The organism is Akkermansia sp. GGCC_0220 (genome assembly GCF_017566105.1).
GTDB classification, from domain to species: Bacteria; Verrucomicrobiota; Verrucomicrobiia; order Verrucomicrobiales; family Akkermansiaceae; genus Akkermansia; species Akkermansia massiliensis.
Genome location: NZ_JABFCI010000008.1, coordinates 14,839 through 30,173, shown reverse-complemented (window position 1 = coordinate 30,173; position 15,335 = coordinate 14,839). Strand labels below are relative to the sequence as shown.

Sequence of the window (15,335 nt, the reverse complement as noted above, 5' to 3'; positions counted from 1 at the left end):
AGTACGGGGTTGACATTTCAGGTGCATTAAAGTGTATTGAAGTCACTACGTAGTGTACTTGCATGCGATGAGCAGTGTATCAGACAACCTTTTTGGTGCATACACGCACAAGCTGGACCCCAAAAACCGGATTGCGATTCCGGCTGAATGGAGGCCTACCGAAGGCTGCGCCCTGCTCCTGCTATCCGGCCGGCGCCTTGAATTGCCGACCGTTAAAGCCTATACGCGGGAAAAATTCCAGCAACTCATTGACAAGATAGAAGCCACGCCCGGCTACACGGAAGCGCAGATCGACCTGTTCATCGGCAGATTATATGCCAACTGCGTGGAGGCCATCATCAACGCCCAGGGCAAACTACTGATACCCAAACAAATGTGCGAACACGCACAGCTCAGTTCCTCCGTCCGGCTCGCCGCTCGGAGAGGATATTTCGAATTATGGGAACCTTCTCTCTATGAAGAAGTCTCCCGGCGTGAAAACGCCAATATTTCCGATATCAACCAATCCTACGGCATTCTCTGATCTCCCTCCATGCCCCCAGACCCTACCATTCCGCCCACGCATCAGGCCCATCCCTACGCAACGCTTGCGCTGCGCCCGGGCTGGCTTGTTTCCGGCCTGGGCGTCGGCGCCAGAACCGGGCTGAATGCGGAGGTTACGGCTTATTCCATTGTTTTCTGGGGGCATGACGCCCTTCCGGCGCAGGACATGATCGCCTGGCAGCAGGAGAAGGCACGCATCACCGCGGAAATGTCCCTGGCGGGACAGAAGGGCGCTTATGGCAAATTGGGCGCATTGTCCTCCAGCCTGAACCGGGCTTTTGACGGCCATGTTGAGCTTTCTTTACGCGCGGGCGCGGGTACGCATGTCCGCACGGAGGAGGCGCAGGCCCTGGCAAATGCCATTGCGGCGGAAACGTCCTGCCGCGTGCTGGCATGGAGCATCTGCCGCAACCATGTGCACGTGATTGCGGAGTTGACGGAGGAGAAGGGGGTGGACGAGCTGGTCTGTTCCTGGAAGGCGCTTGCCCCCTCCATGAACTGGGAAGGCGTGTACCACACGGAAGCCCTGAAAGCTCCGGAAGCCGGAGCCAAAGTGGACGCCCTGGTTTCCGAACTGGGGGATGACGCCGTTTCCGCCTCCGCTGACGCGGAAACGGACGGAGCCGTTTCCGGCAACGGTTTCAACCATGTTACGGTTCTGCTGCATGAGACGGTGGACATGCTGGCGGCAGGCCCCGGCAAACTGATCGTGGACTGTACGCTCGGCGGCGGCGGCCATACGGAATTTCTTCTGGAACAGGGCGCTACCGTCTGGGGCATTGACCGCGATCCGGACGCCCGCCGCGCCGCCGCGCTGAAACTGGCCCGCTTCGGCTCCCGTTTCAAGGTGCTCGCCGGCAATTTCCAGGATGTGGAAAGCATCCTCGCCCAGCAGGGCGTTTCCCAGGTGGACGGCCTGCTGGCGGACCTCGGCGTTTCCTCCCACCAGCTTGATACCGCCTCCCGCGGCTTTTCCTTCCGGGAAGACGGCCCGCTGGACATGCGCATGGACACCCGCGCCGCCTTTTCCGCCCGCAACCTGGTGAACGAGGCCCCGGAAGAAGAGATCGCGGACATCCTCTGGCAGTTCGGAGAGGAACGGGCTTCCCGCGCCATTGCCCGCGCCATCGTAAAGGCGCGTTCCCTGGCTCCCATCACCACCACCGCCCAGCTCGCCCGCGTGGTGGAATCCGTCCTTCCGCGCAAGGGGCGGCAGCATCCCGGCACCCGTACGTTCCAGGCTTTGAGAATCGCCGTCAACGGGGAGCTGGACGCGCTGGACGCGCTGCTGAATTCCTCCGTGCGCCTGCTGGGCAAGGGGGGCCGCATGGCCGTTATTACCTTCCACAGCCTGGAAGACCGCAGGGTCAAGCAGTTCTTCGACCTCCGGAGCCGTCCGGAAATCGACCGTCCGGAATGGCCGGCTCCGCGCCCCAACCCGGATTACTGCTTCCGCCTGCTTTCCCGCAAGCCCGTCACTGCGGGAGAAGAAGAACTTTCAACCAACCCCCGTTCCCGCAGCGCCAAGTTGCGCGGCGTGGAAAAAATCATCTGACCCATCTCTCCTTCGCCACCGCCATGAAAAGATTCAAACAGCGTTTCACCGGCCACCAGATCAGCGTGAGCATGATCATGTGGCTCATTGCCTTCGCCTCCCTCACCTGCGGGGCGGGCATCACTTATGCCGTGCTGAAAAACGACCAGATCCAGGTCGCGCGCGACATCAAGCAAATGAACGAGGAGATCGCTTCCTGCGAACTCACGAAGGAATATTACCGTTCCAAGACTTCCTCCCTGACCAGCCGCTGGGCCATCCGCGACAGGCTGGCCCAGGACAAGTCCAACCTTCAGCCTATCGAGCCCTCAGCCGTAGAATACATTTCTTCCGAAAACGCCTCCCGCATTGCCGCGGCAGGCAATTAAATGCGCCGAGCCGTTCATGACCACGATCACGAAGTCCAGATTTGCCAGAAGAAGCCTCGTCCTGTGCGGCGTGGCGGGCGCTGCGGTCATCTGGCTGATGCTGACGCTGGTCAACCTCCAACTGGTTTCCCCCCGGAAAACGGGCGGAGTCCCCAGCGGCGGCATTATTGAACGGGAGGTTCTCCTGCCCCAGCGCGGCCGCATCATGGACGCCAATGAGGAGATCCTCACCAACAACATGCAGAGTTCCGAGCTGATTGCGGACGGCTACCACCTGAACGATCCCAAGACCATCAGCTGGGCGCTTGCCTATTCCAAGGCCGTCCACTCCGCCTTCTGGGGGGAAGCCGCCACGGACAAGGAGAAAGAGAAGCTCGTTTCCGGTTTCCGTAGCAAAATCCTGGGACAGGCGGCCAGCAAGAAGGACGGCAGCAAGGAGCACAATCTGGCGAAAATCCTGCTGGAAGAGCCTGAGGACGGCCCGGAAGGGGTGGACATGGCCAGGAAGAAGCTGGAAGAGCTTTATGAGCCGGAGATGGTGAGAAAATACGTGCAGGCCCATCTGGAATACGCCGCCAGCGTGATCGCCCCCTTCCTGCCGGACATGAGCGTGCAGGACATCATCAACACGGTGGAAAAGGACGGGGAGATTCCCAAGAAGCGCATCGTCATCGCCAAGAACCTGTCCGAGGAAAAAGCGGAACTGCTGCGCCAGGCCATCCAGAACGCCCGCGTCCAGGGGTTCCGGTTTGAGACTTCTTCCAAGCGCGTTTATTCCGTGCCGGAATGCATGGTGCACATTCTGGGCTACATCGCCCAGACGAAGGACAGCGGTCCGCGGCCCGTGGCCCTTTCCGGCCTTGAAAAGCAGCTGGACGACCAGCTTCTGGGCCACAACGGCATCAGGGAGTACCGGAAGGACAGCCGGGGCCGCATCATCCCCTCCGCGGATTCCCGTTTCAAGGACGCCGTGGACGGCCTGAACGTTCGCCTGACCGTGAACATGGAGTACCAGACGATCGTGGAGGAGGAATTGGACGCCGCCATTTCGTTTTACACGGACCAGACCCACAAGCCCCGCGGCTGCATTATCGTCGTGGAGCCCAAGACCGGCAGCATTCTGGCGATGGCCAGCCGTCCCCACTATAATTTAAATACGCGCGAGGGCCTGCAGGAAGGCGCCTACCACTTCGCCGTGCAGTCCCTGTACGAACCGGGTTCCACCTTCAAGATCGTTTCCGTCACGTCCGCCGTGGACAGCGGAAAGGCCACATTCGATACCATGATCAACTGCACGCCCTACATGGTGCCCGGCTCCCGCCCCGTCACGGACGCCCCCCGTTTCTACAGCGGCCTGACCGTGGCGGGCGTGCTGAAAAAGTCCAGCAACCCGGGCGCCTTCCGCATTGCGCTGAAATCGGGCTGGCCCACGTATAAAAAGTATTTTGACCTGTACGGTTTTTCCTCCAAGACGGGCATCGACCTGCCGGGGGAAACCAACAGCCAGTGCCAGGACGGCAGCAACTTCGTCAACTTCTCCCGCATCAGCTTCGGCTATTCCCTGATGGTCTCCCCCTTGCAGGTCGCCATGGCCTACGCCGCCATCGCGAATGACGGCGTGCGCATGCGCCCCCGGCTGGTGGACGGCATTTACGTGGACGACAAGAATTTCCAGCCCTCCCCCCCCGTGGAAGTATGCCGGGTCATGAGCGTTAAAACAGCCCGGAACCTCCGGAACGCCCTGTTCCACGTCACGGACCTGGACGGAACCGCCAAAAGGGCGCGGATTGAAGGCTACAACGTGGGGGGCAAGACCGGCACCGCCCACAAGGTGAAGCCCACGGGCGGCTATTTTGACAACCGCTATACCGTCTCCTTTGTAGGGATGCTTCCGGTGGAGGACCCGGCCTTCGTCTGCCTCATCGTCATTGACGATCCCACCTCCAAGCACTGCCACCCCGGCGGCGGCACCGTATGCGCTCCGGTCTTCCAGAAACTGGCCACCCGCCTGGCGGCGGCCATGAACATTCCCAAGAATACCCCTTCCGCGGAGGCAGACAAAAAAGCCTCCCGCGCCCAAGCCTCTTCCTCCCCGTCCAAACCGCCGCGCAGATAATCCTATCATGAAGCTACTTACCTTGCTCAAAGACCTTCCCGCCCATACGCTCACCGGCTCCCCCCAGGTGAAAATCTCCCATCTGGAATGCGACAGCCGCCGCGTTCTGCCCGGCTCCTGCTATATTGCCCTGAAGGGAACCCAGGCGGACGGCCACGAGTTCATTCCGGAAGCCATCCGCCGCGGAGCCTGCGCCGTCGTCGCGGAAATGCCCTGCACGAAGGAAGCCAGGGACGCCGGAGTCAGCTGGGTGGAGGTGAACGATTCCCGCCTGGCCGTCAGCCTGATGGGCGCGGCCTGGAACGGCCATCCCTCCCGCCACATGACCATGATAGGCGTGACGGGGACGAACGGAAAAACTACGACGGCCTACATCGCCCATTCCCTGCTGAAGCAGTCCTGGCTGCGCGCCGGGCTGATCGGCACCATCGCCTATGACAACGGGGAGGAAATCACCCCCTCCACCCACACCACGCCCGGCCCGCTGGAGCTGGAACACCTGCTGAAGGAGATGTTTGAAAACGGCTGCCGCGGCGTTTCCATGGAGGTATCCTCCCATGCGCTGGACCAGGAACGCGTGGCCGGCATTAATTTTAACGTGGGCATTTTCACCAACCTGACCCAGGACCACCTGGATTACCACCACACCATGGAGAATTATTTCCAGGCCAAGGCGAAGTTGTTCGAGCAGATGGCGCAGGACACCAGGGCCCGCCGCAAGCCCGTGGCCGTCATCAACATTGACGACGCCTACGGCCGCCGCCTGGCGGAAATGTTCTCCGGCCGCATGGCCGTCAAGACCTACGGTTCCGCCCTGGGCGCGGATTTCCGCATGCTGGTGCACCACGCCACGGCCAAGGGCAGCGAATACGAACTGGAATACAAGGGAAAAAGCTACCTGGTGCGCGTGCCCCTGATCGGCAAATTCAATATGTACAACAGCCTGGCCGCGCTGGCGGCCGTCATCTGCGCCGGCATCCCGGTACGGGACGCCATCGCGAACCTCCAGAACATTCCGCAGGTTCCCGGCAGACTGCAATTGTTCACCCACCCCGGAGGCGCCCAGATCTTCATTGATTACGCCCACACGCCGGACGCCCTGGAAAACGTCTGCAGGACGCTCAAGGAAATCTGCTCCCGCCGCCTGATTACCGTGTTCGGCTGCGGCGGTGACCGGGACAAGGGCAAGCGCCCGCTGATGGGCGCCGTGGCCGCGCGCCTGTCTAACGCCTGTATCGTCACTTCCGACAACCCCAGGAGCGAGGAGCCCCTCTCCATCATCAGCCAGATTACGGCGGGCATGCCGGAAGGCAGGTACGCCATCATTCCGGACCGCGCCCGGGCCATCGCCACGGCCATCGAACAGGCCCGGCTGGGGGACGTCGTCCTGATTGCGGGCAAGGGCCATGAAAATTACCAGGAGCTTTCCACCGGACGCATCGATTTCAGCGACGCCAAGGAAGTGCGGCGCAACATGTTCATCAAGGAGAGGGAAGAGTTCCCGCAGGCATAACACATCATTTCATCTTTCATGACCTCCCTCACGGCACACGGCATCTGCAACGCCATCGGCGGAAAACTGGTCAGCGGCCCCTTTGACAGGGTCGCTTCCGGAGGCGTGTGCACAGACAGCCGCGCCCTGCCGCCCCATGCCGTTTTCTTCGCGCTGGGAGGAGAAAAGTTTGACGGCAACCTGTTTGCCCCGGAGGCTTCCCGCACCGCGGCGGCAGTCGTCGTCAGCCGCGTGGAGGAAGGGATGGACCCCTCCTGCGCCGTCATCCTGGTGGAGGATACGCTGAAAGCCCTCCAGCAGCTGGCCTCCTGGTGGCGTGCCGGACTGACCCTCACCGCCATCGGCCTGACCGGCTCCAACGGGAAGACCTCCACCAAGGACCTGACCGCCTCCGTTCTTTCCCAGGGACTCCGGACCATCGCCACGCAGGGAAACCTGAACAACCACATCGGCGTTCCCCTCAGCATCCTCCGGGCCTCCCCGGCGGACGAGGCCGCCGTGTGGGAAATGGGCATGAACCATCCGGGAGAACTGGCCCCCCTGTGTGAAATGACGCGCCCGAAGATCGGCATCATCACCAGCATCGGCACCTCCCATATTGAATACCTGGGCTCCCGGGAAAACATTGCCCGGGAAAAATGCACGGTAGCCCGCTGCCTGCCGGAAGACGGCTTCATGATTTTCCCGGCGGACTGCGATTATGCGGACATGATCCGCCGGTCCACCCGCGCCGCGTGCATTGAGTGCGGCATTGACTCCGGAACCGTCCGCGCGGAAAACCCGGTCTCCACGGAGAATGGGACGCGTTTCACCCTTTCCATTCCTGATTTCTGCCGGGAGGTGGTGGAACTGCCCGTCCACGGCCGCCACATGGTGGCCAATGCGCTTCTGGCCGCCGCCGCCGGCTGGGTGGCAGGTCTTGCGAAGGAGCAAATCGTCTCCGGCCTCAACCGGGCGCAGCTCACGGGCGGCAGGCTCCACTGCACCCGGTCCAACGGCATTCTGGTAGTGGACGATACGTATAACGCCAATCCGGATTCCATGCAGGCCGCCCTGCACACCGCAGCGGAGCTTTCCTGCACCGGCAGGCGCTTTGCGGTGCTGGGCAGAATGGGGGAACTGGGAACGTTTTCCGAAGAAGGGCACGCGCTGGTGGGACGCACGGCGGAAAAGCTCCGCTTTGACTGCGTGGTCAGCGTGGGAACGGACGCCGCCCGGATTACGGACGCCATTTCTCCGAACTCATCTACCAAAGGACTGAACTTCGGCTCCGCAGAGGAAGCCGCCGAATGGCTCCGCAGCCACACGGCGCCGGGAGACATCGTCCTTTTCAAGGGCAGCCGCCTTGCCCGGATGGAGCAAGTCATGAACCTCACCTTTCCGCCCCAGTAAATTTTATGCATTCCTTCATTGAACAGCTCAGCCCCGCGGGGGCGCTTGCAGAACCGGCAGGGAGAGCCCTGCTGGCCTGCCTCATCTCCTTTGTCCTGACGATGATGTTCGCCCCGCGGGTAATCCGCGCGCTGATTTCCCTGAAAATCGGCCAGCCCATCAGGACCGCGGAGGAAGTGCACAAGCTGGCGGAACTCCACGGAGCCAAGGCGGGAACTCCCACCATGGGCGGCGTGCTGATCGTAGGCTCCATGACGGCGGCTACCCTGCTGTGCGCCAGAATGAACAATCCCTTCATCATCTCCTGCCTGTTCGTCACCCTGGCGCTGGGACTGCTGGGCTTCCGGGACGACTACCTGAAGGTGGCCAAGAAAACCTCGGACGGCATTTCCGCGCGTAAAAAACTCTTCATCCAGTTCCTGGCCGGGCTGGCGGGCGTCACGTTCCTGTACCTGTACCCGGAAGGCAGCCCCCGCGTGGAACTGCATGACTACGTCTCCTCCCTGTTCATTCCGTTCTACGGCCAGGTGAACCTGCCGTGGTACGTTTACATTCCCTTCGGCGTCGTGGTGGTCATGTCCGCCTCCAATGCGGTGAACCTGACGGACGGACTGGACGGCCTCGCCTCCGGCTGCTCCGTCACCACGGGCATCTCCTACGCCATCATTGCCGCCATTTGCGGGAACTGGCTGATGGCGGATTCCCTGGACATCCCCTTCCACCCCGGCGCAGGGGAAATCAGCGTTTTCATGATGGCCCTGGTGGGCGCCTGCCTGGGTTTCCTGTGGCACAACTGCTACCCGGCCAGGGTCTTCATGGGGGATACCGGCTCCCTGGCCCTGGGCGGAGCATTCGGCATGGCCGCCGTCTGCACGGCGCAGGAGCTTCTTTTCATCGTCATCGGTGGCGTTTTCGTCATGGAGGCCACATCCGTCGTTCTCCAGGTAGGCAGCTTCAAGCTGCGCCACGGCAAACGCATCTTCGCCATGGCTCCCATCCACCACCATTTTGAACTCAAGGGATGGAAGGAAACCCAGGTAATTGCCCGCTTCTGGATGATCAGCCTCCTGCTGGCGTTCCTGGGCCTTTTCCTGATCACCACCGCCTGACAACCACGAACATGCAGCTCAACAACCTCAACATCGCCATCCTGGGAGCGGGAAGAAGCGGACGCGCCGCGGCGCGCCTCGCCATGAAGCATGGCGCCCGGGTGCGCGTGTTTGATACCTCCGCCTCCGTCGGCGGCTGGCCGGAAGACATTCCCCTGCACGCCGCCGCCACGGAGGAAGACGGGCGGGCCTTCCGCGCGGACCTGGTGGTCATCTCCCCCGGCATTGAGACGGACAGCCCCTTTGTCAGGGCCTTCGGGCGGGAAGGCGTGGAAACCATCGGTGAAATGGAGCTGGCCTGCCGCTTCTACCATGGCCGCATCATCGCCATCACCGGCACCAACGGAAAAACCACTACCACGTCCCTGGTGGAAAAAATCCTGCTTCGCGCCGGAAAGGCGGCCGTCGCCTGCGGCAATTACGGCGTCCCGATGGCGGAAATCCTGCTCCGGGATTCCGTGCCGGACGTGCTGGCGCTGGAGGTCAGCTCCTTCCAATTGGAAACCATCCGCGATTTCCACCCGGACGTGGCCGTATGGCTCAATTTTGCGCCGGACCACATGGACCGCTACAAGTCCGTGGAGGATTACTACCACGCCAAGCTGCACATCTTCGACAACCAGACGGAAAACGACCTGGCCGTGGTACGCTCCGAAGAGCGGCTTCCGCACCTGGATGTACCCGTCCGCACCTTCAGTTCGGAAGATCCGGCGGCGGACCTTTATTACCGGGAACCGCAGGTCATGGAGGGAGACAAGCCCCTGCTGAACCTGGCGGATACCACCCTGAACCAGCGCCACAACGCGGAAAACGTCATGGCCGCCCTCCTGGCCTGCCGCCACCTGGGCATTCCAGCGGAAACCGCCGCGGAAGTATTGAAGGAGTTCACTCCCCCCGGCCACCGCTGCGAGACCGTCCGCACGCTGGACGGCGTGCTGTGGCTGAACGATTCCAAGGCCACGAACCTGCACGCGCTGGAAGCGGCACTGAAATCCCAGAATTCCCCGGTCATCCTGATTGCCGGAGGCAAGGACAAGGGACTGGATTACCTGCCCCTGCGGCCCATGCTGAAGGAAAAGGTGCGCGCGTGCGTCGTCTTCGGCCAGATTGCGGACCAGCTCCAGGACGCCTTTTCCCCCGTGGTTCCCACGGAAAAAGCAGCGGACGTGGCGGACTGCGTGGCCAAGGCCCGCGCCCGCGCCAGGACGGGAGACACCGTCCTGTTCTCCCCCGGCACCTCCTCCTTTGACATGTTCACCGGCTACGTCCAGCGCGGCCAGGCCTTCCGGGACGCGGTGAACGCCCTCTCCCCCCTTTCCTGACAACCCACCAGAAACCCACCATCATGAAAACGACCAAGACCCCCGATCACAATCCGACCGGACGCACCCGTCCGAAACGCAAAATGGGCACCGTGCTCCGTGCCAAGCTCAGCAGATACCGCGCACGCGTCTCCGAATTTGAAGATGACGCTCCCAGCAGCACCGTCGTGCGCTGGCTCGTCGTCCTCCTTCTTCTCCATCTTCTTGTTATCGGCGGCGTCTATGTCCGCAGCACCTGGTTCAGGAATACGACGGAGACCGTGGAAATGGCAACCGCCCTTCCCGCGCCGCCCACCGTTTCCCAGACGCCCGTTCCTGCGGCTCCCCCGGCGGTTCTGCCCCAGGCTCCCCAGGCCGCTCCCGCAGCTCCGGTCACCATCACCCAGCCGGAACAGGTGGTGGACGCGCGCCCGAACAGGCAGCCGGCTCCCGCCGTGCAAGAACACATTCCGGACGCCGCTCCGGTGGCAGGTCCTGCGCGCCACATCGTGCGCACGGGGGATACGTGGGAACGGATCGCCCGTGACAACCAGGTGGCCGTCAATGACCTGAAAGCCGTCAATCCCAGGGTGCAGCGCCTTGTCAGCGGAAGCACGCTCGTCATTCCGGCACGCCCCGGCGACAAGATGGCGCCGGAAAAAACCGCCGCCGCGGAAACGGAACCGGACGGCGTGGCGCATATCGTGAAGAAGGGTGAGACCCTCTCCGTAATCGCCCGCAAGTACAAGATGAACTGGCGCTCCCTCCAGAAATTCAACAAGATGAACGACCGGGACGTAGCACGCCTCAAGATCGGTCAAAAGATCATGATTCCCAAGAAGTAAGTTCTTTCTCTTGCCGCCCCTGCCGCCATGTCTTCCAAAGTCTGCATGATTCTGGTCTGGTTTTTCGTCATCTGCCTTCTGGTCGTGGGCCTGGTGATGGTATCCAGCACGGCGGCCTGGGCGGAAGAAACCAAGCACCCGTACGAGCCCCTGTTCAAGCAGACCGCCTTTGCCTGCGCGGGGCTGGTGGGGGCCATGATCCTCTCCCGGATAGATTACCGGATATGGCGGAAGTATATCTGGTGGATTCTGGGGTTCGCCTGCTTCCTGCTGGTGCTGTGCTACGTGCCGGGCATCGGGAAGGAGATCAACGGGGAACGCCGCTGGATCACCATCGGCATGCAGTTCCAGCCCAGTGAATGCGCCAAGCTCTGCATGATGATGGCGCTGGCCAACTGGCTGGCCCTGTACCGGGACCGCACTACCTCCTTCTGGTGGGGGTTCGTGATGCCCGGCGTCATCTTCGGCATTCCGCTGGCGCTGATTCTTTTTGAAAAGGACATGGGCACCTCCGTAGCGCTGGCCCTGGCCGCGTTCTGCGTGATGTTCGTGGCCGGCACGCGCAAGATTTACCTGGGCGGCGCCCTAGCGCTCGCCGGAGCGGCCCTGTACGTTCTGGTGCAGAGCAACGCCAACCGCCTGGAACGCTTCCTGGCCTGGAAGGACCTGGACGCCCACCGCCTGGGCGCGGGGCTCCAGCAGTACCGCGCCTCCATCGCCCTGTCCCGCGGCGGCCTGGACGGGGTGGGCCTGGGCAACAGCGCGGAAAAGCACGGCACGCTTCCCTTCGCCCATACGGACTTCATCTTCGCCCCGCTTGGGGAGGAGTTCGGCTTTTACGGAACCATGTTCGTCCTGCTCTGCTATTTCCTGATGACCTATGCGGGCATCGGCGTAGCCATGCAGTGCCGGGACGCCTACGGCCGGTTCCTGGCCGTGGGGATCGTCGCCATCATCTTCTGCCCCGCCATCCTGAACATTGCCGTGGTGACCAACGCCGTGCCCAACTCCGGGCTGCCGCTGCCCTTCATCAGCTTCGGGGGCACCAACCTGGTCTTCACGCTGGCCGCCCTGGGCATGCTCACCAGCATTCAGAGATTTTCCACCGGTGCACAGCCCAACTGTGAAATCACCCGCAAAGACGAACGCTCCATTGACGTAAGATTATGACTGAACCCTCTCCCTCGCGTCCCACCCTGAACATCGTGATTGCCTGCGGCGGCACGGGGGGACACCTTTTCCCCGGCATAGCCGTAGCCCAGGAACTTAAAAAGCGCGGCCACAACGTCACCCTCCTCATTTCCCAGAAGAAGGTGGATGCGCAGGCCAGCAAGAATTACGGCGATCTCAATTTCCGCACCATTGAGGCCATCGCGATGCCCAAAATCCCGTCCATGTCCCTGCTGGGCTTCGGGCTCAGGCTGTACAAGGCCATCCGTTTCAGCCGCAGCCTTCTGGACGAGGTGAATGCGGACGTCGTCATCGGCATGGGCGGCTTTACTTCCTTCCCCCCCGTTTACGCCGCCCACCGCAAGGGCATCCGCACCTACGTGCACGATTCCAACGCCCTGCCCGGAAAGGCCAACCGCATGACCGCCAAATGCTGCACGAACGTGCTGCTGGGCATTGAGGAAGCCAGGCATTACTTCAACCCCGCCAAATGCATTGTCACCGGCACCCCGGTGCGCCAGGAAATGGTGGCCAGGAAGGACAGGAATGAATCCAGGGCGGAGCTCCACCTGCCCCGGGACCGCCGCGTGGCCCTGGTGATGGGCGGCTCCCAGGGCGCCAGGAACCTGAATTCACTGGTCATTGAAGCGGCCCGGCAATGCGCGGACTTGTGCGATTTTCTCATCATCACGGGCTCTGCTGACTTCGCGCGCGTCAGCCAGCTGACGGCGGACATGCCCCATGTGCACGTCATTGAATTCTGTTCCGCCATGGCGACTGCGTACGCCGCGGCGGACGTGGTCATTTCCCGCTCCGGGGCGTCCAGCCTGACGGAGCTGGCCCACATGGGGAAGGCCGCCCTGCTGGTTCCCTACCCCTTCGCCGCGGACGACCACCAGGCGCACAACGCGCGCGTCTTCGCGGCCCACGGCGCGGCGCGCATGATGCGTGAAAACACCCTTACGCCGGACGATATTGCGGCTTTTCTGAATGAAGTCTTCAAGGATTCCTCCCTGCTGGCCTCCATGAATGAATGTGCTTTACGTCTGGATACGCCTGATGCAGTATCCCGCATCGCCAATGTCATTGAAAACACGGACCATGCAGCCATCCATGATTGAGACTTTACGCAAACGCCTGATGGACAGGGAACATCCGGCACGTCTCCACCTCATCGGGGTGGCCGGGTCCGGCATGTCCGGCCTGGCGCTCATGCTGATGGAAATGGGGCACCGGGTGAGCGGCTGCGACCGGGTGACCAGCACGGAAACCGAACGGCTCCAGAGCCTGGGGCTTTCTTTTTCCTGCCCGCATTCAGCGGACGCCGTCTCCGACGCGGAAATCGTCATTTATTCCAGCGCCATCCGGGAGGACAATCCGGCCCTTTCCGCCGCGCGCAAACTGAACATTCCCTGCATGCGCCGCGCGGAATGCCTGGCGGCCATCCTGAACGGGAAGAAGGGCGTCGTGGTCTCCGGCACGCACGGCAAAACCACCACCTCGGCCCTCTGCGCTCACCTGATGCGGGAAGGCCGCATGCGCCCGTGCCACTATGTAGGGGCGGAAATCCCCGTGCTGGGCACCAACGCCCACTGGAACGAGGACAGCGAATACCTGGTGGCGGAAGGGGACGAGAGCGACGGCACGCTGGTGAACTACATCCCGGAGCACAGCATCGTCCTCAACATTGAGCCGGAACACCTGGACCATTACAAGGACCTGGATGAAATCAAGGCCGTGTTTGACCAGCTTTGCTCCCAGACGCGGGGCATGATCATTTACTGCCGCGCCCATGCCGGCGCAGCGGACGTATGCGCCGGCTATCCCAATTCCGTTTCCTACGGCTGGTCTGGTGCGGATTACACCGCCACGGACATCCTGGAACGCCGCGGCCGCACTCTGTTCACCGTCCTGAAAGGGGAAGAGGAACTGGGCCGCGTGGAGCTGGGCATTCCCGGACGCCACAACGTGCTGAATTCCCTGGCGGCCATTGCGCTGGCAACGGAACTGGGCGTGGACTTCCCGGCGATAACGCGCGGCCTGGCTTCCTTTGCCGGGGCCAAGCGCCGCTTTGAGACCAAATACCTTTCCCCCACCATCCGGATTGTGGACGATTACGGCCACCATCCCACGGAGATAGCCGCCACGCTCCAGACCGCCCGCTCCCTCCAGCCGAACCGCCTGGTGGTTTACTTCCAGCCGCACCGCTACACGCGCACCCAGATGCTGGCGGACGACTTCGGCAAGGTGCTCCAGGCGGCGGACCTCGTCTTTGTGGCGGACGTTTACCCCGCCAGCGAACTGCCCATTGAAGGAGTGAGCGGCCAGACCATCATCGACGCCATGCACAGGCACGGCCCGGTGGAAACCCATTATCTTCCCGACCTGGGCACGGCCCACCACGCCATCGGCAACGCGTTGAAACCCGGAGACCTGTTCCTGACGCTGGGGGCCGGAAACGTCCACGAATGCGGCATGCGCATCGCGCGCGACCTGGCTCTGCTGGAGGATCTGGAACGCACCGCGGGCGAATCCCTGGAAGGCAAGCTGTACGAACCCATGTCACGCCACACCACCATGAGGGTGGGAGGCTGCGCCCAGTACTGGCTGGAGCCCTCCACCTTCTCCGGCATGCAGACGGCCGTCAATTATTGCAGGGACAGGAACATTCCCGTGCACGTCATTGGCCGCGGCTCCAACATCATCGTCAGGGACGGCGGCCTGCGCGGCGCCGTCATCCACCCCTCCGGAGGCGAATTCGACGTCCTGGAAATTCAGGGGAACCGCCTTTCCGCCGGCGCGGGAGTGCGGCTGAAAAAGCTGGTTTCCACCGCCGTCCAGAACGGCCTGGGCGGCCTGGAATGGATGGACGGCATTCCAGGCAATGTGGGAGGAAGCCTCCGCATGAACGCCGGGGCCATGGGCATGGACATGATTAAAAACCTCGTCTCCGTCGTCTGCCTGGATGAAGACGGGGAAATCCGCAGTCACACAAAGGAGGAACTGAACGCCCAGTACCGCTCCATCCCGGACCTGGCCCATAATTTTGTGCTTCAGGCCGTGTTTGAAGCGCAGCCCGCCCCGGCGGAGGAAATGGAACGGCTCCTGGCGGCGGCCAGGGCCAAGCGCAAGCTTTCCCAGCCCGTAGGAGCCAGCGCAGGCTGCATCTTCAAGAACCCGGAGGAAATCCCGGCGGGCAGGCTCATTGACGAGCTGGGCCTGAAAAACGCCTGCGTGGGGGATGCCTGCGTGTCAGACGTGCACGCCAATTTCATCATCAACCGCGGCCATGCCAGGGCGCGGGACATCACCATCCTGATTGACATGATCCGGAAGGAAGCCATGGAAAACCGCGGCATTGACCTGAAATCGGAAGCTCAGGTCATCGGAGACCGGGAACCCCAGTTTTAACCCATTCATTAT

Annotated in this window: 12 protein-coding genes; all 12 read left to right on the top strand. The window is 62.3% G+C overall.

What is annotated here, in order from left to right; translation table 11 throughout:
* Positions 1-67: 67 nt before the first annotated feature.
* Genes HJW02_RS07385 through murC form a run of 12 tightly spaced genes read left to right on the top strand, consistent with a single transcriptional unit; the run spans position 68 to position 15,323 of the window.
* Positions 68-523 (top strand): protein MraZ, encoded by a 456-nt coding sequence (locus HJW02_RS07385; RefSeq protein WP_022397704.1) that lies wholly within the window; start codon positions 68-70, stop codon positions 521-523.
* A 9-nt stretch (positions 524-532) separates the two neighbouring features.
* Positions 533-2,098: a 16S rRNA (cytosine(1402)-N(4))-methyltransferase RsmH gene (gene rsmH, locus HJW02_RS07380; protein ID WP_240454359.1), complete on the top strand. Its 1,566-nt coding sequence runs from the start codon at positions 533-535 to the stop codon at positions 2,096-2,098.
* 23 nt (positions 2,099-2,121) lie between these two features.
* Positions 2,122-2,466: a hypothetical protein gene (locus HJW02_RS07375; protein ID WP_022397706.1), complete on the top strand. Its 345-nt coding sequence runs from the start codon at positions 2,122-2,124 to the stop codon at positions 2,464-2,466.
* A gap of 16 nt (positions 2,467-2,482) precedes the next feature.
* Positions 2,483-4,582 (top strand): penicillin-binding protein 2, encoded by a 2,100-nt coding sequence (locus tag HJW02_RS07370; RefSeq protein WP_102722107.1) that lies wholly within the window; start codon positions 2,483-2,485, stop codon positions 4,580-4,582.
* 7 nt (positions 4,583-4,589) lie between these two features.
* On the top strand, positions 4,590-6,095 hold the full coding sequence (locus HJW02_RS07365; RefSeq protein WP_102722106.1) for a UDP-N-acetylmuramoyl-L-alanyl-D-glutamate--2,6-diaminopimelate ligase: 1,506 nt from the start codon (positions 4,590-4,592) through the stop codon (positions 6,093-6,095).
* An 18-nt stretch (positions 6,096-6,113) separates the two neighbouring features.
* Positions 6,114-7,487, top strand: a complete 1,374-nt coding sequence (murF, locus tag HJW02_RS07360) for a UDP-N-acetylmuramoyl-tripeptide--D-alanyl-D-alanine ligase (protein WP_102727615.1) — start codon at positions 6,114-6,116, stop codon at positions 7,485-7,487.
* A gap of 5 nt (positions 7,488-7,492) precedes the next feature.
* A complete protein-coding gene (mraY, locus tag HJW02_RS07355) occupies positions 7,493-8,596 on the top strand; it encodes a phospho-N-acetylmuramoyl-pentapeptide-transferase (protein WP_022397710.1) in 1,104 nt (367 codons plus the stop codon).
* Between the two features lie 11 nt (positions 8,597-8,607).
* Positions 8,608-9,918, top strand: coding sequence for a UDP-N-acetylmuramoyl-L-alanine--D-glutamate ligase (murD, locus tag HJW02_RS07350; RefSeq protein WP_180970924.1), 1,311 nt, complete (start codon positions 8,608-8,610; stop codon positions 9,916-9,918).
* Between the two features lie 23 nt (positions 9,919-9,941).
* On the top strand, positions 9,942-10,742 hold the full coding sequence (locus HJW02_RS07345; RefSeq protein WP_102722103.1) for a LysM peptidoglycan-binding domain-containing protein: 801 nt from the start codon (positions 9,942-9,944) through the stop codon (positions 10,740-10,742).
* Positions 10,743-10,769: 27 nt separating this feature from the next.
* Positions 10,770-11,912 (top strand): putative peptidoglycan glycosyltransferase FtsW, encoded by a 1,143-nt coding sequence (locus HJW02_RS07340; protein WP_022397713.1) that lies wholly within the window; start codon positions 10,770-10,772, stop codon positions 11,910-11,912.
* Positions 11,909-13,033 carry an undecaprenyldiphospho-muramoylpentapeptide beta-N-acetylglucosaminyltransferase gene (gene murG, locus HJW02_RS07335; RefSeq protein WP_022397714.1) on the top strand — a complete coding sequence of 375 codons (1,125 nt, stop codon included), beginning with the start codon at positions 11,909-11,911 and terminating at the stop codon, positions 13,031-13,033. Before HJW02_RS07340 ends, murG begins: the two co-directional genes overlap by 4 nt.
* Positions 13,026-15,323, top strand: a complete 2,298-nt coding sequence (murC, locus tag HJW02_RS07330; protein WP_102722102.1) for a UDP-N-acetylmuramate--L-alanine ligase — start codon at positions 13,026-13,028, stop codon at positions 15,321-15,323. Before murG ends, murC begins: the two co-directional genes overlap by 8 nt.
* The last annotated feature ends 12 nt before the right edge of the window (positions 15,324-15,335 follow it).